Origin of the sequence: Acinetobacter sp. TR3, assembly GCF_027105055.1 — a bacterium.
Taxonomy (GTDB): Bacteria; Pseudomonadota; Gammaproteobacteria; order Pseudomonadales; family Moraxellaceae; genus Acinetobacter.
This window is the reverse complement of record NZ_CP114264.1, coordinates 587767-607732: the sequence shown is the minus strand read 5'-3', so window position 1 is coordinate 607732 and position 19966 is coordinate 587767. Positions and strand designations below refer to the sequence as shown.

Genomic DNA, 19966 nt, shown 5'->3' with positions numbered 1-19966 from the left:
TATCCATATCATACGACTACCAATAATTCTCTACTGCAATATTACCTTCACCACGACGATTCATCGTTAAACCTCGTTGTTTAAGTGCCTCTTTTGTATCCTCAACCATCTGAGGATTACCACACAACATCACATGACTACTTGCAGGGTTCAAAGCTAATCCTGCTGCTTTTTCTAATTCACCATTACCAATTAAAATTGGGAGTCGATCATGTAATGCGGCTTTGGGATCACGGGTAACAATTGGAATGAATTTAAATCCAGAATGCCCTTCACCAAATGATGCTGCGATTTCTTCAATACGTTCCACATAAGCCAACTCGGACTCTGTGCGAACGCTATAAACCAGATGAATATGTTTATATTTATTCCAAGTTTCAAAGTCTTGTAACATGCATAGAAATGGTGCAAGTCCAGTACCAGTCCCCAATAGCCAAAGATCTTGTGGTAAAGGTTGTTGATACCTTGCCAAAGTCAAATAACCATAAGATATTTTATCTAAATATAGTTCATCCCCGACTTTAAGGTGTTGCAAATTTGACGTAAATGCACCATCGGGAACAACAATCGAAAAGAATTCTAAAGTTTCATCAAACGGCGAAGAAACAACAGAATAAGCTCTTACAACTAGCTCACCTTCAACCATTAAACCAATTCGCGCAAACTGCCCTGCTGTAAATTTAAAATGAGCAGGTCGAGTCATGGTGAAACTAAAAAGATTGTGAGTCCAACGATGAACAGATAGAACTTTTTCTACGCTAAATTTTTCAATTGACATGATTTGAACGTGGCACGAAACAGTAGGCTCATGTTAGCATGATCGAATAATTGATGGATACTCAAAACATTAAGGCTATTTAACATGCGCATGACCTTACGCCAATTGGCTGTTTTCGTGGCGGTTGCACAAGAAGGAACAGTAACCAAAGCGAGTGATGCTGTCAGACTGACACAAAGTGCAGCAAGTATGGCTTTAGCTGATTTAGAAGATGGCTTAGGTGCGCCTTTATTTGACCGTTTAGGCAAGCGTTTACAACTGAATGATTTGGGGCGTTTTTTATTACCTCAAGCTTTAGAAATTTTAGGTCGCTGCGAATCCTTTGAACAAGCCGCTAAAGGTGAACTGCAAAGTATTGATTTACGTTTAGGTGCAACCTTAACGATCAGTGATTATTTAATGCCTGATCTGATGGCTGAATTTTTACAGCATCATCCTCAAGCCCATCTTCAATTACAAGTCGGCAATACTCGCCAAATGATTGAAGCAGTGAATCAATTTCAGCTTGATTTAGCCTTGATCGAAGGTTCTTGTCATTTGCCTCAATTGCAATGTATTCATTGGCGAGATGATGAACTTGCAGTTTGCTGTGCGCCTGATCATCCTCTGGCAAAGTTAGATCGCCCAATTACACCAGCAGATTTCCATGAGGTTGAATGGATTTTACGTGAAGAAGGCTCAGGCACACGTGAAGTTTTTGACAATGCAATTTTACAAGATCTACCAGATGCCAATATTCGTTTAACTCTCGGTCATAACGAAGCAATTTTAAAAATTGTTGCTGGTGGTTTGGGAATGTCTTGTGTTTCAAGACTCGCGATCGAACCGCTGGAAGAGAAAGGTCAACTGGTTATTCTTAATACACCTTATTGGCAATTAACTCGCCCATTGTACATGTTAGTGCATCGTCAAAAATACCAAGGTCCTGGACTAAAAGCCTTTTTACATTTTTGTGAAGATCAGGTTTAAGCCTGATCTTTTATTTTAATGTCTAAATTGGCGCTCACATGGTTCACCATCATTATTTCCATCCATTTCTGTATCTGGACAATTTCTTACAAACCAACGTGCCTCTTCAAGTGATCGCATTTGAGAACAATGTTTTCGACCATCACATTGAAAATGATTGGGGTTGCTATTTACTGCTTGAGTATTGGCGATTTTTAGCATTTTTTGGATGATAGGCTGATTTACCAATTCATTACGATGCAAAGAGCCTTGAATAAAACCATACACCAAATAGCCAATTACGCCAACAATAACGACAGTGATGAGTGTCCCAAACACACCTCCTGATTCATGCTCTTGTTTAGATTTTCGTCTTGAAAGAGATACAATTGGTTCAGAAATTGTATTATATGAATTTCGTGATGAGGAATTTACAGGTACAGTCTTAATTTCTTGGACATTTCCCACAATTCTCAAAGTATTCTGGGTATTTTGCAAACCCTCTAAAGCACGCTGACAACTTCTTAAAAAGTCATTTTGATTGGTCAATTGGAAATTTTCATGTACCACTTTATTACGCATAGTGGCTATCCAACGTATATTCTTCACTAGCCCAACTTCAAGCTGATATTCAATGCTAGTTAATTTTTCATGCAAACCACGCCCAGTAGCTCCAAATTTTTGCTCCAGCAATGCTTCCAAAGCCTTACTTTGAGTAACTACAACATCAATATCACTTTGCATAACGGAAACCCCATTCTTTATTATATTTTTTAATTGTTCCAGTTTTTAGCATCAGATTATCCCAAGAAATTCAACACGTAATATATCAAATTTGACATCATCACAAAAAAATAAGGCTGCCCTGTGACTGCGATAAAGTAAAAGCAAGTATTTTTATTTGCTGATGAGCGATTCATCATGCATTCTCCTAACGCCGAAAGTTTGATAACAATTCTGATGTAATCGATTCATTATGAGCTAATATTTTATTTTTTTTAGTTTTTGCAGGATTCGGATCTACTCGTTCAATTTGTACTGCTTTAAATTTTCCATTATTTTCTAGAGCTACAAATTTTACTTTTTCATTGCGTTTCGGCTCACCTTCCGCTGCTGGAAAATCTGAAATATGAAAAAAGATCTCGCCTTCAGCAGTTGCAATAAAACCAAACCCTTTGTCTGGATTATATTGTTTAACTTTTCCCTGATAAAATTCTTTCTTCATGACATTCATCCAATTTTGCAAATACTATCATTCAGTATATAAAAAAAGAGACTCTAAATCCTCCCCTAAAATCTATACGGTTGAATTAAGTCTCTGTTTTAAGCATATTTTCAAAAATTAATCTTTTTGAACACTACCAAAAATCTTATCACCCGCATCACCAAGACCTGGAACGATATAGCCATCCTCATTCAGACCTTGATCAATTGATGCTGTATAGATACGTACGTCAGGGTGCGCAGCTTCTACTTTTGCAACACCTTCGGGTGCAGCAACCAAAACCATAACACGTATATCTTTACAACCACTTGCTTTAAGCACATCAATTGCAGCAATTAAAGAGTTACCTGTTGCCAGCATTGGATCAATAATCATCGCTAAGCGATTCGCAACATCAGGTACTAATTTTTTATAGTAAGTACGAACCTCTAAAGTCACCTCATCACGTTCTAAACCCAATACACTGACTTTCGCACTTGGAATCAGGCTAAGAACGCCTTCAAGCATACCAATACCCGCACGCAAGATAGGAACAATGGTAATTTTCTTGCCTGCGATACGCTGAGTTGAGACTTTACCTGCCCATCCATCAATTTCATGATCCACAACAGGTAGATCCTTAGTCGCTTCATAGGTCAGTAGCATCGTGACTTCTTGTGCCAATTCACGAAAGTTCTTTGTGCTAATGTCTGAACGGCGTAATAAACCAAGTTTATGACGAATAAGCGGATGGCGAATTTCTTGAATCGACACGAGTAAGTACCTAACTAATATTAATCTAGAGCTATTATAGATTGTTTTTTACTATTCATTAAAAAAAGCCCCCAAATTTTGGAGGCTTTTTTGTACAAATCAAATCATTATTGTTGTTGAGACAACATGAAATGCAATGGAGAAAGAATTTCTGACTTCAATGCCAAATTGATCATTGGATCTGGGTAGATACCGAGTAATAATACAAGCAATGCAGCACCGAGTACCATGATACCACCAACTTTAGTTCCCCAATGTGCGTCAGCATCAATACGAGGTGTTTCTGGTGGTGTCATATACATGACGATCATCACACGTAAGTAGTAATATAAGCCAATACCACTTCCTACAACGACCATTGCAGCCAAGAACCAATGTTGAGTTGTTACAGCAGCCATTACCACAAGGAATTTACCAATAAAACCTGCAGTTAATGGAATCCCTGCTAATGACAACATCATCACGGTCAATGTTGCAGTCAAGATCGGACGACGCCAGAACAAACCACGGTAGTCTGCAAGACTTTGTGCTTCATCAACGTTGTTATATGGACTAGACATTAACGCAACTGCACCAAATGCACCGATTGTTGTAAATACATAAGTAATCACATAAACCGTTACACTGCCTAAACTTGCATAAGTCATACTAATCAAAGCAATCAACAAGTAACCAAAGTGTGCAATTGATGAATAACCAAGGATGCGTTTTAAGTTCACTTGACGTACTGCAAGTAAGTTACCGACCAAAATTGATAACACAGCAATGACTGTCAAAACAGTCACTATTGATTCAACTAAGATTGCACCAGAACTTAATAAGTAACGTACAAATAAACCAATCGTTGCAACTTTGGCAGCCGTTGCTAAGAATGTCGCCATAGGTGCTGGTGCACCTGCATACACATCAGGCGTCCATTTATGGAATGGTGCAAGTGAAAGCTTAAATGCAACAGCAAAGATAATGAGACCTAAACCTAATAGCACCATTGGTTGCTTGATCGCAGTCATCAATGCTTGAACAGAATCATAGAATGACAATGAGCCTGTATATGCATAGATATATGCCATACCCATCAACAACATCGCAGATGCAGTTGCTGAAAGTACAAGATACTTAATTCCCGCTTCTAAAGATTGGCTACGTTGATGCGTGTAAGCCAACATACCATACACAGGAATTGACATTAACTCTAAGCTAATAAAGAAGGCAGCGTAATGAGAACTTGCAACCAATAGCATTGCACCTGCTACAGAACAAAGTAACAAGATATAAAGTTCTTCACGATTATCTTTATACGTTTCAATGTAGGCATGTGAAAGCGTGCTACAAGCCAAAGCAGCAATCAAAATCAGGAATTGGTAGAGCATGGTAAATGGATCAACCATAAACATGCCCATCACGTTCGCAGGAACAAAGTGTCCACTAAACATGGTGTATGCAATAAAAATTGCAGAAAGGTTTAAACCGACCACCGTCGTTGTTGCGACAAGATTATGATTGCGTTTAATCGCAATTAATAACATCACAACAACAGAGGTCAATGCCACAATCATCACTGGGACAAGCGGCATAAGCTCAGAAAAAGAAAGTGTGAAGTTCATGGTTTATCGCATCTCCACTTGTTCAAGTTGAGTTGCAGCCTGTTGAACAGTTTCAACAACTTCTTGTACTGGCATATAACTATTGACTAACCACTGCATGCTTGAATGAGACATATCCAAGAATGTTTGTGGGTAAAGCCCTAACCAAAGTAAACCAATCACACAGATCATCAAAATGCTCACTTCACGTACTGATAAGTCTTTCAGTGGGCTTGTATAGTGTTGCTTTTGTTCTGGATTTGGCTCACCAAATAACGCTTTGTGAATCAAAATCAAACCGTAGAGACCTGCAAATACCAAACTTACAGCAGCAATGATTGTGAATGCAGGATAAGCTTTGAATGAACCCATAAGAATTAAGAATTCACCAATAAAGTTACCTAGACCAGGTACACCGACAAGTGCTGCAACAAAGAACATCAAGAAGAATGGTAAATATTGCAATTGCCCACGAAGACCACCCATTAAACGTAAATCACGGGTATGTAAACGTTCATACACTTGACCCGACATAATGAACAATGCAGCAGATGACAAACCATGTGCCAACATCATGATCATCAGACCTTGGAAAGTCAGAATATTACCTGCATAGATTGCAAGTAAAATGAAACCCATGTGTGAAATAGACGTATACGCAAGCAGACGTTTCATGTCTGTTTGTTGGTACGCTAAGAATGCACCGTAGAAAATACCAATCAGACCCAAAATAATTGCAATATCAGCAAACTGAGCTGACGCTGCTGGGAAGAATGGAATCACGAAACGAAGTAGACCGTACGCTGCTGTCTTAATCAAAATACCCGCTAAGTCCACAGAACCCGCTGTTGGTGCTTGTGCATGCGCATCAGGTAACCAACCGTGTAATGGGAATACAGGTAATTTAACTGCAAAACCAACAAAGAAACACAACATAAGTGCATATGCAACTTCTGGTGGTAAGTGGTTTGCAACAGCCAATAAGTAGCTGTAATCAAAACCAATCATACCTGTCATCATATATCCATAGACCACTAAGCCTAAGATACCGATTAACATGATTAAACCAGCAATTTGTGTATATAAGAAGAATTTAGTTGCAGCATAAACACGTGAACGACCATTTGATCCTGAGTGTCCCCATAACGCAATCAAGAAATAGATTGGTACAAGCATCATCTCCCAAAAGAAGAAGAACAAGAATAAGTCAATTGCAAGGAATACACCGATAACCCCACCTAAACTCCAAAGGAGGTTTAAGTGGAAGAAACCAACATTCTTTTGAATTTCACCCCATGAACAACCAACAGCAAGCACACCAAGTAACGCTGTAAGTAAAACCATGAGTAGAGATAAACCATCCACAGCCAAGTGAATGCTAATCCCTAAAGTCTGAATCCATGGGAGATGGAATTCAGCCGCCCAAGTTGGGACTTTACCGCCCAACTCGTAGCTATATGTACCAGTTTGCCATAGTGCAATACCCAAACCAAAGGTAATGAGCATACCAATCAAGGCAATCCAACGCGGTAAGTGTTGGTCAAATTTATCAACCAACCAACAAATAAAACCAGCAATGAAAGGAACTAAAATCAGTGCGGGTAAAATTAAATTGTTTTCCATTTTATTTCCCCACAACCTGAACTACGATCAAGATCATCAATAACACCACTACACCGAGTGACATGCTTGATGCGTATTCACGCAATGAACCTGTTTGACGCGAACTTGTAAAGCTATTACCACCCTTCACAATTGCAGGGAGCACTAACCATAAACCGTCAACTGGATCACGACCTAAAATTTTCGCAATCAATAAATAAGGTTTTACAAATACGATGTCATACAAAGCATCGAAACCAAATGCTGTACGGCAAATGTGCGCTAGACCTGAACCCAAAGATGTTTGAGCAAAAGCTTTTACTGCACCGTATGCAAAAACAAACAAGAAGATACCCACAGCTAAACCAACAAGGGCAACACCACTTGCTAAATGTTCTGCATGTGCAACCGCTTCTTCTAAAGCTTCAGGAACAACAAAGCTTGGAATACTTGCAGCAGTCAATAATTTTGCAACAGGTGCTTGTAAGAAATAACCAATACCTGTTGATAAGGTCGCAAGAATTGCAAGCGGTGCCCAGTAAGTCACGCCATGAATGGCATGTGCATGGGTTTTTTCTTCGCCAAAGAATACAACCCAAATTAGACGGAACGTATAAATTGAAGTTAAGAAAGCACCCGCTACACCCACCCAATACAACGTATTGTAAAGTGGAATATTTGCAATTGTAGACTGTGCATATACTGCACCTAAGATGGCATCTTTAGAGAAGAAACCAACAGTTACGATTGGAAGTGCAGCCAATGCGCCACCACCGATGACGAAACACCAAAATACGAATGGAATCTTTTTACGTAATCCACCCATTTTGAAAATGTTTTGTTCGTGATGACATGCAAGAATTACGGCACCCGAAGAAAGGAACAATAATGCTTTGAAGAATGCATGAGCCAACATGTGGAACAAACCAGCTTGGTAAGCTTCAGCGCCTACAGCCATAAACATATAACCTAACTGACTCATAGTTGAGTAAGCCAAGATACGTTTGATATCGGTTTGAACCAATGCAGCAAAACCAGCTACAAGTAAGGTTACTGCACCTGTAATCGAGATGAACTGCATTACTTCTGGCGCCATTTCCATCACAGAGAACATACGGCAGCATAAGTACACACCCGCTGTAACCATCGTTGCAGCGTGGATCAATGCAGATACTGGTGTAGGACCAGCCATCGCATCAGCTAACCAAGTTTGTAATGGAATTTGCGCTGATTTACCTGCCGCACCCAAGAACAACATCAATGCTGTCCAAATCGACAATGATGAGCTTTGTGTCATCACAGTCGCCGCATGTTCAACAATGTACTGTGTATTTAACGTACCAAACTGTTGATAGAGCAAGAACAATGCGATGAGTAAGAAAACGTCACCCACACGTGTTACGGTGAATGCTTTGATTGCTGCCCAACCATTTGCAGGGTTTGAGTAGTAGAAACCAATCAAGAGGTATGAACACAGACCTACGCCTTCCCAACCTAAGAACAATAACGCCAAGTTATCGCCGAGTACCAACAACAACATGCTGGCAACAAACAGGTTGAAATAAGAGAAGAAACGTGCGTAATCTTCTTCACCACGCATATACCATGATGCAAAGATGTGAATCAGGAAACCAACACCTGTGATCATACCTGTCATCAATAATGACAAACCATCGAGGTGCAAGCTAATACCTGGCTCAAAACCGCCAACACTGAACCACGTCCATAAGTGTTGGACAAAAACGGATTGGCCACTGCTGGTAAATGCAAGACCCGCGATTAAAGCAAATAGCGCAGATAAACCCACTGAACCGACACCAATAATGGCAGCCACATTTTCAGACAGTTTGTTACGCCCTGCCGCTAACAGGATAAAACCAATGAGCGGAAATAAAACGGTTAAATATAATGTACTCATCCGCGCATCTCACTAGCAGCATCCACATCCAAGTGATGGAAGCGATGATAAAACTGAAGGACGATCGCAAGACCAATACACGCCTCTGCCGCAGCAAGCGTTAGGATCAAAATGAACATCACTTGTCCATCTGGTTGAGCCCAAACACTACCTGCCAAAACAAATGCCAATGCAGCAGCATTCATCATCACTTCAAGGCTCATTAGCATAAATAATAGGTTGCGTCGCACCATTACACCGTAAAAACCCAGTGCAAAAAGGATGGTTGCAACAATCAAACCATGTTCTAAAGGGATGTGTCCCATTATTGTTTATCCTCTTCTGCACTTGGTTCACGTTTGCCTAAGTGATATGCAGCAACTAAGGCTGCAAGCAATAACATCGCGGCAACTTCTACCAATAATAGATAGTGAGTAAATAATGCTTGACCGACTGCTTTAGGACCTACAATTTCTGTACCTAATGGTGCAGAAATCGTGGTGTATTCTCCACCCAACATCCAAACCAAAACCAAGCCCAATAAGAAACTCATTAATGCAGGATATGCCCATGCATCAGAACTCAACCATTTACGTTCTTGTTCAACCGTATCTTGTCCAAGGTTCAACATCATGACCACAAAGACGAACAAGACCATGATCGCACCAGCATAAACAATAATCTCAAGTGCACCAGCAAAAGGCGCACCCACGATCATGAAAATACCAGCAACAGCAAGTAAAGAAACGATTAAGCTTAAAAGAGCATGTACGGGATTCGTATTTGTCACAACACGAATTGTCGATACGATGGCCACAAGTGCCATCAAATAAAATGGCCACATCATGGTAATAAGCTCCGTACATCAACTGGTGCACTTTCTTTTTGTGCTTGACCTTTTTCCTTACCATTTACTGCCATACCAGTAACACGGTAGAAGTTATAGTCAGGATATTTGCCTGGGCCAGAAATCAATAAGTTTTCTTTTTCATAAACCAAGTCTTGGCGTACATATTCAGCAAGTTCAAAATCTGGAGTCATCTGAATTGCAGTTGTAGGACAAGCTTCTTCACACATACCGCAGAAAATGCAGCGTGAAAAGTTAATACGGAAAAATTCTGGATACCAACGTCCATCTTCTTTTTCCGCTTTTTGTAATGAAATACAGCCAACAGGACATGCAACCGCACAAAGGTTACATGCCACACAACGCTCTTCACCATCTGGATCACGCGTCAAGATGATGCGACCACGAAAGCGTGGAGGCACAATTTGTTCAGCTGGTACTTCTGGATATAAAATCGTGTCACGTTTACGTGTTACATGGCTAAACACCATCCACAACGAACGGACAATCGTTCCAAATCCAGCTAGAATTTTATACATTTTGTACTCCCTGCTGTCCTAGGCCTGATTCATCAGAATCACAGCACCAGTCACTAACAAGTTGACCAACGCCAATGGCAAACAAACTTTCCAACCAAAGTTCATCACTTGGTCATAACGTGGACGCATTAAAGAACCACGCGCCAATACAAACATCATTACAAAGAATGCTGTTTTAATCACGAACCAAAAAACTGGTGGAACAAATGGAATTTCTAAGTTAAATGGTGCAAGCCATCCGCCGAAGAATAACGTTACGATCAGTGCAGAGATTAAAACCACGTTGACGTATTCCGCAACGAAGAACATCCCCCACTTCATCCCACCATATTCAACATGATAACCTTCCGCCAATTCTTGCTCAGCTTCTGGTTGGTCAAATGGATGACGATGCGTCACTGCAACACCAGCAATAACAAAGATAATGAAACCAATGAATTGTGGAATAACAAACCAAACATCACGTTGAGCTTCAACGATTTCACGTAGATTGAATGAGCCTGCAATCGCAACCACACCCATCAATGAGATACCCAAGAACACTTCATAAGAAATAGTTTGAGCAGCAGAACGAAGACCACCGAGTAACGAGTATTTGTTGTTAGACGCCCAACCACCAAATAGCACTGCATAAACTGCAATACCCGCCATTGCCATAAAGAACAATAGACCGATACTCATATCCGCAACGCCCAGTGTAGGACTTACTGGGATGACCATAAACGAAAGTACTGCAGTTGCCATCGCAACTGCTGGTGCTAAACGAAAAGTCAGCTTGTCAGCAAACTTTGGTGTCCAGTCTTCTTTGAACATGATCTTGAGCATGTCGGCAACGATCTGGAACATACCACCCGGACCAACACGGTTTGGACCATAACGGTCTTGCCATAATGCCAAGAGACGACGCTCAATAAATGACATTAATGCAGCAACCAAAACCACCACCAACAGGATCACAACCGCTTGAATCACTGAATAAGCGATTGGCCAGTTCTCAGCCCAAAGTGGCGTTTGACGTATAATTTCTTGATTCATGAATTACACTCCTACTGCCACAGACACAGGCTCTGCCAATGAAACGGTTGGTGCTAGACCAATTGGATAACCAATATAGCCTGTTGGTAAATATTCGATGACTTGTACAGGTAAGCTGATGCTCGTTTCGCCTGCTTTCACGGTAATACGTTGACCATCTTGAACATTTAAGCGCGTCGCATCTTGTTCACCCACGGCAAACATCGCTTCAGGAATACGTGATTCCATTGCTGGTGTTTTAATCGTGAATTCACCAGAACCAAAAATATGGTGCATTGGCACAAGACGGAAGCTTTCAGGATTCACAACCACGGCAGTCGGTGCAACATAGCTACGTGCAGGACGTTTTGCTAAGCGATCGAATAAACGCACACCCGAATCACCACCTTTTAAGTGACCACCGACTTCATCTTGGTACTTGTTCCACGCTTGTGGCGAGTTCCAACCCGCAGCCCATGCGAAAGGTACTAAAGACGATGCTGTCTGATTACCCACATAACCTTCCATCGAGAAAGTTAATGCTGAATCTGGATCAGTTGGTTGTTTTGGCTCGTGAATCGATAACGGCGCACGCATTGCAGTACGACCTGAGTAACGACGTGGCTCTCGTGCAATTTTCAAACCATGAACACGATAACCTGCATCTGGCGCAACATCTTGAATCGCTTCAAGTACAGGCACATTTTTCACGATGTCATCAATTACATCATCAAGCAATGTCCAATCGACTGCTTTACCTTTAAGACCTGTCTCAACAGCATGTAACCAACGCCATGATTCTTTGATCGCATATTCAGGCTTGTAGTAGCTTGGGTCATAGACTTGATAGAAACGCTGCGCACGACCTTCTTGGCTCACGACAGTCCCGTCACCTTCAGCAAAACTTGCCGCAGAAAGCACGATATCCGCAAGTTTCAAGGTTGGCGTTTCACTGTGATCCAATACGATCACAGTTTGAGCTTTATCAAGCGCAGCTTTTACTTGAGCAACTGGCAAACGACGAGTGAGGTCATTTTCAACCACAACTACGGCATCATAGTCTTGTGCAAAAGCTTGTTCTAAACTTAAACCACCGAATAATGCCAAGCCCATTGAGTTCACTTCAGGAACAGTCAATGATAAACCTGCATGTTCACCTAAGTTTTGTGCAACCTGTGCAGCCGCTTCGATAATCGCAGGATCTTGTAAACTCGTACCAGAAATGATCAAAGGCTTTTTCGCTGCTTTCAAGGTGTCTGCAATCGTTTGTGCAAATGCTTTTGCATCATCAGCTAAACCAGAAAGCGCTTCGCCTTTAACAGCAGCCGCAACCGCGAAACCTAAACGTGCGATATCATTTGGCGATGCAACTACTTCACCCGTTGCCACATCCGCTAAACGTGTTTGCGTTGCAGCAAGAATATAGATTGGAGATTTAGCATCTTGACCAATACGTTGTACAGGCTCTGCCAACCAATCTGGTGTACGCGTTTTAGCTGCCATTTCTTTGGCTTTATTTTTCGCTGCTTGGCGAACTGATAAAGCCATACGTGGCGCAGTTTGGGTTAAGTCTTCACCCAAGATCAATACCGCATCGTAGCTTTCAATTTCACGCATGTTCGGGTTGTAAATACCCTGTGTTTGCATGATTGATGCAGCTAATTCAACCAGATTTTGCTCTTTTTGAGACAATCCAGTTGAATAATTGTCTTGTCCAACCAATTGACGTAGCGCATAGTTTGATTCCAAGCTTGCGCGTGGCGAACCAACACCTAATACTTTTTTGCCTTTTAGTTGAGCAATTACTTGATCAAGTGCTTGATCCACACTCACTGTTGTAACAGCATCACCATTACGGAACTGTGGTTGACGTGGACGATCTTCACGATTGACATAACCCGTACCAAAACGACCTTTATCACACAGGAAGTATTGATTTACTGAGCCATTGAAGCGGTTTTCAACACGACGGATTTCGCCATAACGCTCACCTGGTGAGATGTTACAACCTGAAGAACAGCCTTGGCATACGCTTGGTGCATATTGCATGTCCCACTTACGGTTATAACGTGCTGAATGCGTCTTATCAGTAAATACACCAGTCGGACAGACTTCAGTCAAGTTACCAGAAAATTCAGACTCTAAAGTTCCTGATTCTGGACGACCGAAATAAACACGTGATGCATTGGCATAGACACCAAAGTCTGTACCACCCGCATAATCTTTGTAGTAACGCACACAACGATAGCACGCGATACAGCGGTTCATTTCATGTGCAATAAACGAACCCAACTCTTGGTTATGATGGGTACGCTTCGTGAAGCGATAGCGACGACGATCGTGTTGCGTCATCACCGTCATATCTTGTAAATGACAGTGACCACCTTCTTCACAGACTGGACAGTCATGTGGGTGGTTGGTCATTAAGAATTCGACGATTGATGCACGAAAATCTGTTGCTTCTTTGTCTTCAATAGAAATAAAGGTATTGTCGGCAGCTGGTGTCATACAAGACATGACTAAGCGCCCACGTGTATCTTCCGCATTATTATATTGCGTAACAGCACATTGACGACAAGAACCAACAGAACCTAAGGATGGGTGCCAACAAAAATACGGGATGTCGATACCAAGGCTGAGACATGCTTGTAGCAAGTTTTCAGAGCCATTGACTTCATACGATTTTCCATCGACATGAATTGTAGCCATAGTCGAATTCCTTAAACTTGTTCTACGTCAAGAGCAGGAGCATGGGTTTTAACCTTTGCTTCAAACTCATGGCGGAAATATTTTAATGCACCCATAAGCGGCTCCATCGCACCCGGTGCATGAGCACAGAAAGTTTTACCGATCCATAATTTACGCGTCAGTTCTTGTAAATGATCGATATCTTCTTTCTTACCTGTACCTGTTTCGAGTGCTTTCAGCGCTTTGACTGCCCAAGGTAAACCATCACGGCACGGTGTACAGAAACCACATGATTCACGTGCAAAGAACTCTTCTAAGTTACGCGTTGCAGAGACCATACATTGGGTTTCATCCACCACCATCAACAAACATGTTCCTAAACGTGAACCTGCTTTCATGATGCTTTCAGCGTCCATTGGCAAGTCAATGTGCTCAGCTGCTAAAAAGTCAGTCGAAGCACCACCTGGTAACCATGCTTTTAAAGTGAGACCATCACGCATACCACCCGCATGTTCTTCAATCACTTCACGCGCTGTTGTACCAAAAGGAAGTTCCCAAAGTCCTGGGAATTTCACCTTACCTGATGCACCATAAATCTTAGTACCTGGATCTTTAGACTTATGTGCAGAAAGGTTGATATACCACTCTGGCCCACGCAACATGATTGCTGGCAAGTTATTGTAGGTTTCGACGTTGTTGACAATCGTTGGACGACCCCATGCCCCTGCAACTTGTGGGAATGGTGGTTTTGTACGCGGATTGGCACGACGACCTTCTAGCGAGTTAATCAATGCAGTTTCTTCACCACAGATATAACGTCCTGCGCCCGTGTGAACATACATCTCAAAGTTCCAACCAGTACCGAGGATGTTTTCACCCAAGTAACCTTTGGCACGAACTTGCTCTAATGCTTCATTTAAGTATTGAGCTGCTTCGATGTATTCACCACGAATGAAGATATAACCATGCGTTGCTTCAAGGGTATAACCTGCGATCAACATACCTTCGATCAATTGATGTGGAAGTTTTTCCATCAACAAACGGTCTTTAAAGGTACCTGGTTCCATTTCATCAGCATTACAAATTAAATAGCGTGGACCACCATCATTCGGTGCCATCAACGACCATTTAATTCCTGCTGGGAAACCTGCACCACCACGACCTTTAACTGTCGCAGCTTTAATCACGTCAAGTACATCTTTTGGTGGCATGCTGAGCGCTTTTTTGAAGCCTGCATAACCTTCTAAAGCTTCGTATTCATCAGCAGCACGAACGTGTTCTTGCTTACTCAAACGCCAAGTGAGTGGATGAGTTTCTGGATTACCGTCGCCATAAATTGGTTTTGGTTCAGTATTCATACATACTTCTCCAATAACTGTTTAACTGATGACACATCCACTAAACCGTGAGTATCTTCATCAATCATTAACGTTGGACCTTTATCACAGTTGCCTAAACAGCAAATTGGGAGCAAGGTGAAACGACCATCTGCTGTGGTTTGTCCATACTGGATGCCTAACTCTCGCTGAAATGCTTCTGCTAAAGTTTCTGCACCCATCAAGAAGCATGCAATTGAGTCACATAACAAAATCACATGACGACCTACAGGTTGGCGATAAATACGGTTATAGAATGTTGCTACACCCTCTAAATCCGCCACACTGATTGTCAACAATTGCGCAATTGCATTCATTTGAGCATCATCTACCCAGCCATTACGACGTTGTACGCATTTTAATGCATCCAATGATGCCGCACGTGGATATGGATAGTGATCAATATGGTGTTCAATGTCATGGATTTCTTCAGCAGTCAAAATCCCTTCAACATTCACACGAGGTTTTTTATCAGTCAAAATCATCATAATCGTTTAACCCTAGCGATCCACGTCAGCCATAACCACGTCAATGGTCGCCAAATAAATGATCAAGTCAGAAACCAAACTGCCATTAATCACAGAAGGCATTTGCTGCAAATGTGTGAAGGTCGGTGTACGAATACGAGTACGGTAACTCATCGTTGACTTATCTGAAGTCAAGTAATAAGTACTCGCACCTTTCACCACTTCAGTCATAAATGATGACTCACCTGCAGGCATGACAGGACCCCAAGATACACTCAAGAAGTGCGTAATCAAGGTTTCAATATCTTGTAATGTCTTATCTTTTGGTGGTGGAACAGCCAGTGGATGATCCGCTTTATAAGGACCAGATGGCATGTTGTCCAAGCACTGTTGAATAATTTTCAACGACTCAGTAATTTCACGGAAGTGAACCAAAACACGTGCATATGCATCGCCTTCATATTCCACTGGAATATCAAAGTCGAAGTTTTCATAACCACTGTATGGACGATATTTACGAACGTCAAAATCAATACCTGTCGCACGTAAACCAGTACCCGTCACACCCCAAGCCAACGCAGATTTAGCATCGTATTGCGCAACATTGCGGGTACGACCAATAAATACTGAGTTTTTAAGTGCCGCAGTGTAGTACTCGTTCAAACGTTTTGGCATCCACTCTAGCAATTCTTTAACAAGTTTTTGCCAGTTGTTTGGAAGGTCATGTGCCGTACCACCGATACGGAACCATGCTGGATGCATACGGTAACCCGTGATCGCTTCAACGATGTCATAGACTTTTTGACGGTCTGCGAACATATAGAATACAGGGGTCATACCACCCGCATCCTGAATCGCTGTACCACAGAATAATAAGTGGTTATTGATACGGAATAATTCGTTCAACATCACACGAATCACTTGCGCACGCTCAGGTACTTTAATACCAGCAAGCTGTTCAACCGCCATCACATAAGGCATGTTTTGCGCACAACCACCTAAGTAGTCAACACGATCCGTATACGGAATGAATGAATGCCATGTTTGACGTTCAGCCATCTTTTCCACACCACGGTGGTGATAACCAATATCAGGTACGCAGTCTTTCACCTCTTCACCGTCCAACTGCAATACCACACGGAACGCACCGTGTGCAGATGGATGGTTAGGACCTAAGTTCAAGAACATGAAGTCTTCATCAGCATTGCCGCGTTTTAGACCCCAGTCTTCAGGCACAAAGCGTAGGTGTTCTTGTTCAAAATCCTGTTTCGCTTGATTCTGCATATACGGCGTATATTCTGTCGCACGCGCAGAATATTCTTTACGTAATGGATGACCTTCCCAATAGGTTGGTAACAAGATACGACGGAGCATTGGATGCCCAGCAAAATCGATACCAAACATATCGTAAGCTTCACGCTCGTACCAGTTGGCATTTGGCCAAATATTGGTTGCGGTTGGGATGCTTAAATCATTTTCATTTAATGCAACTTTAATACGAATATCACTATTACGCTCAAGCGATAACAAGTGATAAAACACAGTAAAGTCTGATGCTGGTAAACCATCACGGTGAACACGTAAACGCTCATCAACCGCAGATAAGTCAAACAGCATTACATAAGGACGTTCCACTTTACGGAGGAACATAAGGACTTCTTGCACGCGTGCGCGCTCAACCCAGACTGTTGGAAACTCTTCAAAAGTCGCCTGCACATAGAAATTCTCACCAAATTTGGTTTTGAGCTCTTCTACGATTGCAAATGCTGGGCGTGAATCAACTTGCGTTGACTCTGGCATAGCAATGTCAGTTTCAGCCATTGGCTTGGCTTCCTATTTAATACAAATTCTGGCAATTTTCCCGATGATCATGTCTCTTCAGACATATCACAATTCATCGTTCAAATTATTTAATTTCATCCATAGAGCGTAAATTTTTCACCGCAATACGTTCCGCATTTTTACGATCGCGTTCTGGCATCATCTTTGGCTTATACACAGGCTGAAGATCATCACCAATCACCGCTGAAAGTGGACGGCGCTCTAGTTGAATTTGGTCTTGAAGTAACATCAATGCTTGGATCAATGCTTCTGGACGAGGTGGGCAACCTGGGATGTACACATCAACAGGAATAATTTTATCGACACCTTGTACTACAGAATAGATGTCGTACATACCACCAGAGTTCGCACAAGCACCCATAGAGATGACCCATTTAGGCTCAAGCATTTGTTCATACAAACGTTGAATTACAGGTGCCATTTTGACAAAGCAGGTTCCTGCAACAATCATTAAATCTGCTTGACGTGGTGAAGCACGAATAACCTCAGCACCAAAACGAGATAAGTCATGTACACCAGTTAAAGTCGTCGCATATTCAACATAACAGCATGATGTACCGAAGTTAAAAGGCCATAAAGAGTTTTTACGCCCCCAGTTCACTGCGGTATGCAACACATCTTCAAGACGTGTCATCATCACACTTTTATTCACTTCTTCCTCAAGAGGATCAGTTACGATTTGACGATCTTGTAATGGATACTGATCGGCATCTGGATTCGCACGGGTTAAAGTATATTTCATCCCGACTTACTCCTGTTCAAATGATGATGTAGTCGGTGTTTTAGACTTAACACGACCAGAAGACTGTGCTGGAATATGACCAGTAGGATCGACAACAAGCTCTTCAATATTATTGAATCGAGTAATGTCAGCAATATTCATATTCGGTGAACCAATTTTTGTTGTCACACCAGCAGATTTACGACGATCTACAGGTGCCCAATTCAGCGCGCCTACAGAAATTGCATAAACCAAAGCGATCAAAAGATCGACAACAAAAATAACGACCGTGGTAAATCCAAACCAACCTACTTCACGAACTGATGTCGACCATGCGTAGAGGTAAAGAGCTTCCAAGTCAAAGACAACGAAGAAAATTGCAACTAAATAGAATTTGGCTGACAAGCGGATACGAGCACCGCCCGCACCAACTACACCTGATTCAAACTGCTCTTGCTTCGCACGCCCCCATGCTTTACCCCCGAGGAGTAAGGGAACTGTAAGCATAAAAACGCAAAGAAATGTAACGCCGATCACGAAGGCGATAATCGCCCAATCGTATGGAGTAATGGCACTCATGCGGGGATAACTCCTGGCAGGCCTATTTTTAACAAAGAATGTATGTATTGGCCTTCAAATACACCAAACACAAAATTAATCCCGCCAATTGTACCTGATTTCTAATTTCTCATGCTAGTTGAAGCGCTTTAGTCTTTAGGATGATTTTGTTGATTAATTTCCTGATACGACCTAGATCGCTACAAATTCACCCTTAAAAATCGAATTATCAAATCGACTAACCAATGTTAATCATTTTTTTCTTTATTCTTGCGCCAAAAATATCCGCAACTTGTCATCAATGCTCAAAAATATTGCAGCATGAACTAAATCATTGCATTGATACAAATTTGTGCTGAAAATTTAAACAAAATTTATATAATAGCCCGACCTAATTTCCCCCAAAGAAAAGTGTCAGCATGGAGGCTGTTCATGCCTGTGCCGAACAGATTCGCCGACACATGAGCCAAACTCCTATTTCAATTGATCAATAGCAGCATTTTTCATTCAGCTTAGCATTGGCCTGTGCATTTGCACGCCCGAAAATCACCAGCCGATTGAGCATTTATTCAAGCAGGCGGACAATGCGCTTTACCACGCAAAAAGATAGGGCCGAAATCAGGTTGTCATTTCGACATAATATTTTGCAATTCAGCTACATGCTTTAATTAACTTTATACACTATTTGGCTGAGAGATCGATATTCTAAAAGTAGCAAACAAGGAGAAAAATATGCATTTAGAATATACACATGACTCAGATTATTTCTTTTTTTCACAACTGCTGATGCGGCACATTGAAAGTTATATTCGAAAACACCCTGATGCTGATAATGCAATTTTCGACCTAAGAGATATCTATGAAGTCTTTAGAGAAGACTTTGCTGCAACAACAACCAATCTTGAAAGTATTCTAAACATTGCTGATAGCTATAAAGTTGAAACATTAAGTGGCGATCAACCATTGATTAAAAGTTATAAAATAGACGTAAAAAATAATTCCTTACTTTTGGATTTTAATATAGATGCACTGAATGGCTTAAGGTCTGGTCATCCATTAATCGAGCCTGATTCATCTATTCATGAATAAGCAATATTTATGCTTCATGAAAAATTAAAGCCAAAGCTT

At 41.5% G+C, this 19966-nt stretch carries 19 protein-coding genes and 1 pseudogene; 3 read left to right on the top strand and 17 right to left on the bottom strand.

Annotated elements, in window-relative coordinates:
• Positions 1–16 precede the first annotated feature (16 nt).
• Positions 17–778, bottom strand: coding sequence for a ferredoxin--NADP reductase (locus tag O1449_RS02915; protein ID WP_269239113.1), 762 nt, complete (start codon positions 776–778; stop codon positions 17–19).
• Positions 779–862: 84 nt separating this feature from the next.
• On the opposite strand from O1449_RS02915, the gene gigC reads away from it, so the two are divergent.
• Entirely contained in the window at positions 863–1747 is an 885-nt protein-coding gene (gene gigC, locus O1449_RS02910) for a LysR family transcriptional regulator GigC (RefSeq protein WP_004663735.1), read from the top strand.
• A 15-nt stretch (positions 1748–1762) separates the two neighbouring features.
• On the opposite strand, the gene O1449_RS02905 is transcribed toward gigC, so the two are convergent.
• The 16 genes from O1449_RS02905 to ndhC form a co-directional block, all read right to left on the bottom strand.
• Positions 1763–2470 carry an excalibur calcium-binding domain-containing protein gene (locus tag O1449_RS02905; protein ID WP_269239112.1) on the bottom strand — a complete coding sequence of 236 codons (708 nt, stop codon included), beginning with the start codon at positions 2468–2470 and terminating at the stop codon, positions 1763–1765.
• A 187-nt stretch (positions 2471–2657) separates the two neighbouring features.
• A complete protein-coding gene (locus O1449_RS02900) occupies positions 2658–2951 on the bottom strand; it encodes a cold shock domain-containing protein (RefSeq protein ID WP_269239111.1) in 294 nt (97 codons plus the stop codon).
• 117 nt (positions 2952–3068) lie between these two features.
• Positions 3069–3704, bottom strand: coding sequence for a uracil phosphoribosyltransferase (upp, locus tag O1449_RS02895; protein WP_269239110.1), 636 nt, complete (start codon positions 3702–3704; stop codon positions 3069–3071).
• Positions 3705–3811: 107 nt separating this feature from the next.
• Positions 3812–5308, bottom strand: a complete 1497-nt coding sequence (gene nuoN, locus O1449_RS02890; RefSeq protein ID WP_269229680.1) for an NADH-quinone oxidoreductase subunit NuoN — start codon at positions 5306–5308, stop codon at positions 3812–3814.
• A gap of 3 nt (positions 5309–5311) precedes the next feature.
• Entirely contained in the window at positions 5312–6910 is a 1599-nt protein-coding gene (nuoM, locus tag O1449_RS02885) for an NADH-quinone oxidoreductase subunit M (RefSeq protein ID WP_269229679.1), read from the bottom strand.
• 1 nt (position 6911) lies between these two features.
• A complete protein-coding gene (nuoL, locus tag O1449_RS02880) occupies positions 6912–8807 on the bottom strand; it encodes an NADH-quinone oxidoreductase subunit L (RefSeq protein WP_269239109.1) in 1896 nt (631 codons plus the stop codon).
• Positions 8804–9112, bottom strand: coding sequence for an NADH-quinone oxidoreductase subunit NuoK (gene nuoK, locus O1449_RS02875; protein WP_004638057.1), 309 nt, complete (start codon positions 9110–9112; stop codon positions 8804–8806). The genes nuoL and nuoK overlap by 4 nt, the downstream gene beginning before the upstream one ends.
• Complete coding sequence (gene nuoJ / locus O1449_RS02870; RefSeq protein ID WP_269239661.1) at positions 9112–9630, bottom strand: NADH-quinone oxidoreductase subunit J; 519 nt, start codon at positions 9628–9630, stop codon at positions 9112–9114. Before nuoJ ends, nuoK begins: the two co-directional genes overlap by 1 nt.
• Entirely contained in the window at positions 9630–10172 is a 543-nt protein-coding gene (nuoI, locus tag O1449_RS02865; RefSeq protein ID WP_269229677.1) for an NADH-quinone oxidoreductase subunit NuoI, read from the bottom strand. Before nuoI ends, nuoJ begins: the two co-directional genes overlap by 1 nt.
• Positions 10173–10190: 18 nt before the next feature.
• A complete protein-coding gene (nuoH, locus tag O1449_RS02860) occupies positions 10191–11207 on the bottom strand; it encodes an NADH-quinone oxidoreductase subunit NuoH (RefSeq protein WP_004663752.1) in 1017 nt (338 codons plus the stop codon).
• A 3-nt stretch (positions 11208–11210) separates the two neighbouring features.
• Positions 11211–13895 (bottom strand): NADH-quinone oxidoreductase subunit NuoG, encoded by a 2685-nt coding sequence (gene nuoG, locus O1449_RS02855; protein ID WP_269229676.1) that lies wholly within the window; start codon positions 13893–13895, stop codon positions 11211–11213.
• Positions 13896–13906: 11 nt separating this feature from the next.
• Positions 13907–15232 (bottom strand): NADH-quinone oxidoreductase subunit NuoF, encoded by a 1326-nt coding sequence (nuoF, locus tag O1449_RS02850; protein WP_269239108.1) that lies wholly within the window; start codon positions 15230–15232, stop codon positions 13907–13909.
• On the bottom strand, positions 15229–15738 hold the full coding sequence (gene nuoE, locus O1449_RS02845) for an NADH-quinone oxidoreductase subunit NuoE (RefSeq protein WP_004675093.1): 510 nt from the start codon (positions 15736–15738) through the stop codon (positions 15229–15231). The genes nuoF and nuoE overlap by 4 nt, the downstream gene beginning before the upstream one ends.
• Positions 15739–15750: 12 nt before the next feature.
• Positions 15751–17538, bottom strand: a complete 1788-nt coding sequence (gene nuoC, locus O1449_RS02840) for an NADH-quinone oxidoreductase subunit C/D (RefSeq protein ID WP_046740048.1) — start codon at positions 17536–17538, stop codon at positions 15751–15753.
• A gap of 85 nt (positions 17539–17623) precedes the next feature.
• Positions 17624–18301 carry a NuoB/complex I 20 kDa subunit family protein gene (locus O1449_RS02835; protein ID WP_004638049.1) on the bottom strand — a complete coding sequence of 226 codons (678 nt, stop codon included), beginning with the start codon at positions 18299–18301 and terminating at the stop codon, positions 17624–17626.
• A 6-nt stretch (positions 18302–18307) separates the two neighbouring features.
• Positions 18308–18859 carry an NADH-quinone oxidoreductase subunit A gene (ndhC, locus tag O1449_RS02830; RefSeq protein WP_004663758.1) on the bottom strand — a complete coding sequence of 184 codons (552 nt, stop codon included), beginning with the start codon at positions 18857–18859 and terminating at the stop codon, positions 18308–18310.
• A 413-nt stretch (positions 18860–19272) separates the two neighbouring features.
• On the opposite strand from ndhC, the pseudogene O1449_RS02825 reads away from it, so the two are divergent.
• Positions 19273–19448 (top strand): annotated as a pseudogene (locus O1449_RS02825) (GGDEF domain-containing protein); the annotation flags it as partial.
• A 122-nt stretch (positions 19449–19570) separates the two neighbouring features.
• Positions 19571–19927, top strand: a complete 357-nt coding sequence (locus tag O1449_RS02820; protein ID WP_213072473.1) for a hypothetical protein — start codon at positions 19571–19573, stop codon at positions 19925–19927.
• Positions 19928–19966 lie beyond the last annotated feature (39 nt).

Excerpts from the sequence above, each read along its gene's own strand:
- O1449_RS02915 (WP_269239113.1), bottom strand. The coding sequence starts at position 778 with ATGTCAATTGAAAAATTTAGCGTAGAAAAAGTTCTATCTGTTCATCGT.
- gigC (WP_004663735.1), top strand. The coding sequence starts at position 863 with ATGCGCATGACCTTACGCCAATTGGCTGTTTTCGTGGCGGTTGCACAA.
- O1449_RS02905 (WP_269239112.1), bottom strand. The coding sequence starts at position 2,470 with ATGCAAAGTGATATTGATGTTGTAGTTACTCAAAGTAAGGCTTTGGAA.
- O1449_RS02900 (WP_269239111.1), bottom strand. The coding sequence starts at position 2,951 with ATGAAGAAAGAATTTTATCAGGGAAAAGTTAAACAATATAATCCAGAC.
- nuoN (WP_269229680.1), bottom strand. The coding sequence starts at position 5,308 with ATGAACTTCACACTTTCTTTTTCTGAGCTTATGCCGCTTGTCCCAGTG.
- nuoM (WP_269229679.1), bottom strand. The coding sequence starts at position 6,910 with ATGGAAAACAATTTAATTTTACCCGCACTGATTTTAGTTCCTTTCATT.
- nuoL (WP_269239109.1), bottom strand. The coding sequence starts at position 8,807 with ATGAGTACATTATATTTAACCGTTTTATTTCCGCTCATTGGTTTTATC.
- nuoK (WP_004638057.1), bottom strand. The coding sequence starts at position 9,112 with ATGGGACACATCCCTTTAGAACATGGTTTGATTGTTGCAACCATCCTT.
- nuoJ (WP_269239661.1), bottom strand. The coding sequence starts at position 9,630 with ATGTGGCCATTTTATTTGATGGCACTTGTGGCCATCGTATCGACAATT.
- nuoI (WP_269229677.1), bottom strand. The coding sequence starts at position 10,172 with ATGTATAAAATTCTAGCTGGATTTGGAACGATTGTCCGTTCGTTGTGG.
- nuoH (WP_004663752.1), bottom strand. The coding sequence starts at position 11,207 with ATGAATCAAGAAATTATACGTCAAACGCCACTTTGGGCTGAGAACTGG.
- nuoG (WP_269229676.1), bottom strand. The coding sequence starts at position 13,895 with ATGGCTACAATTCATGTCGATGGAAAATCGTATGAAGTCAATGGCTCT.
- nuoF (WP_269239108.1), bottom strand. The coding sequence starts at position 15,232 with ATGAATACTGAACCAAAACCAATTTATGGCGACGGTAATCCAGAAACT.
- nuoE (WP_004675093.1), bottom strand. The coding sequence starts at position 15,738 with ATGATGATTTTGACTGATAAAAAACCTCGTGTGAATGTTGAAGGGATT.
- nuoC (WP_046740048.1), bottom strand. The coding sequence starts at position 17,538 with ATGGCTGAAACTGACATTGCTATGCCAGAGTCAACGCAAGTTGATTCA.
- O1449_RS02835 (WP_004638049.1), bottom strand. The coding sequence starts at position 18,301 with ATGAAATATACTTTAACCCGTGCGAATCCAGATGCCGATCAGTATCCA.
- ndhC (WP_004663758.1), bottom strand. The coding sequence starts at position 18,859 with ATGAGTGCCATTACTCCATACGATTGGGCGATTATCGCCTTCGTGATC.
- O1449_RS02820 (WP_213072473.1), top strand. The coding sequence starts at position 19,571 with ATGCATTTAGAATATACACATGACTCAGATTATTTCTTTTTTTCACAA.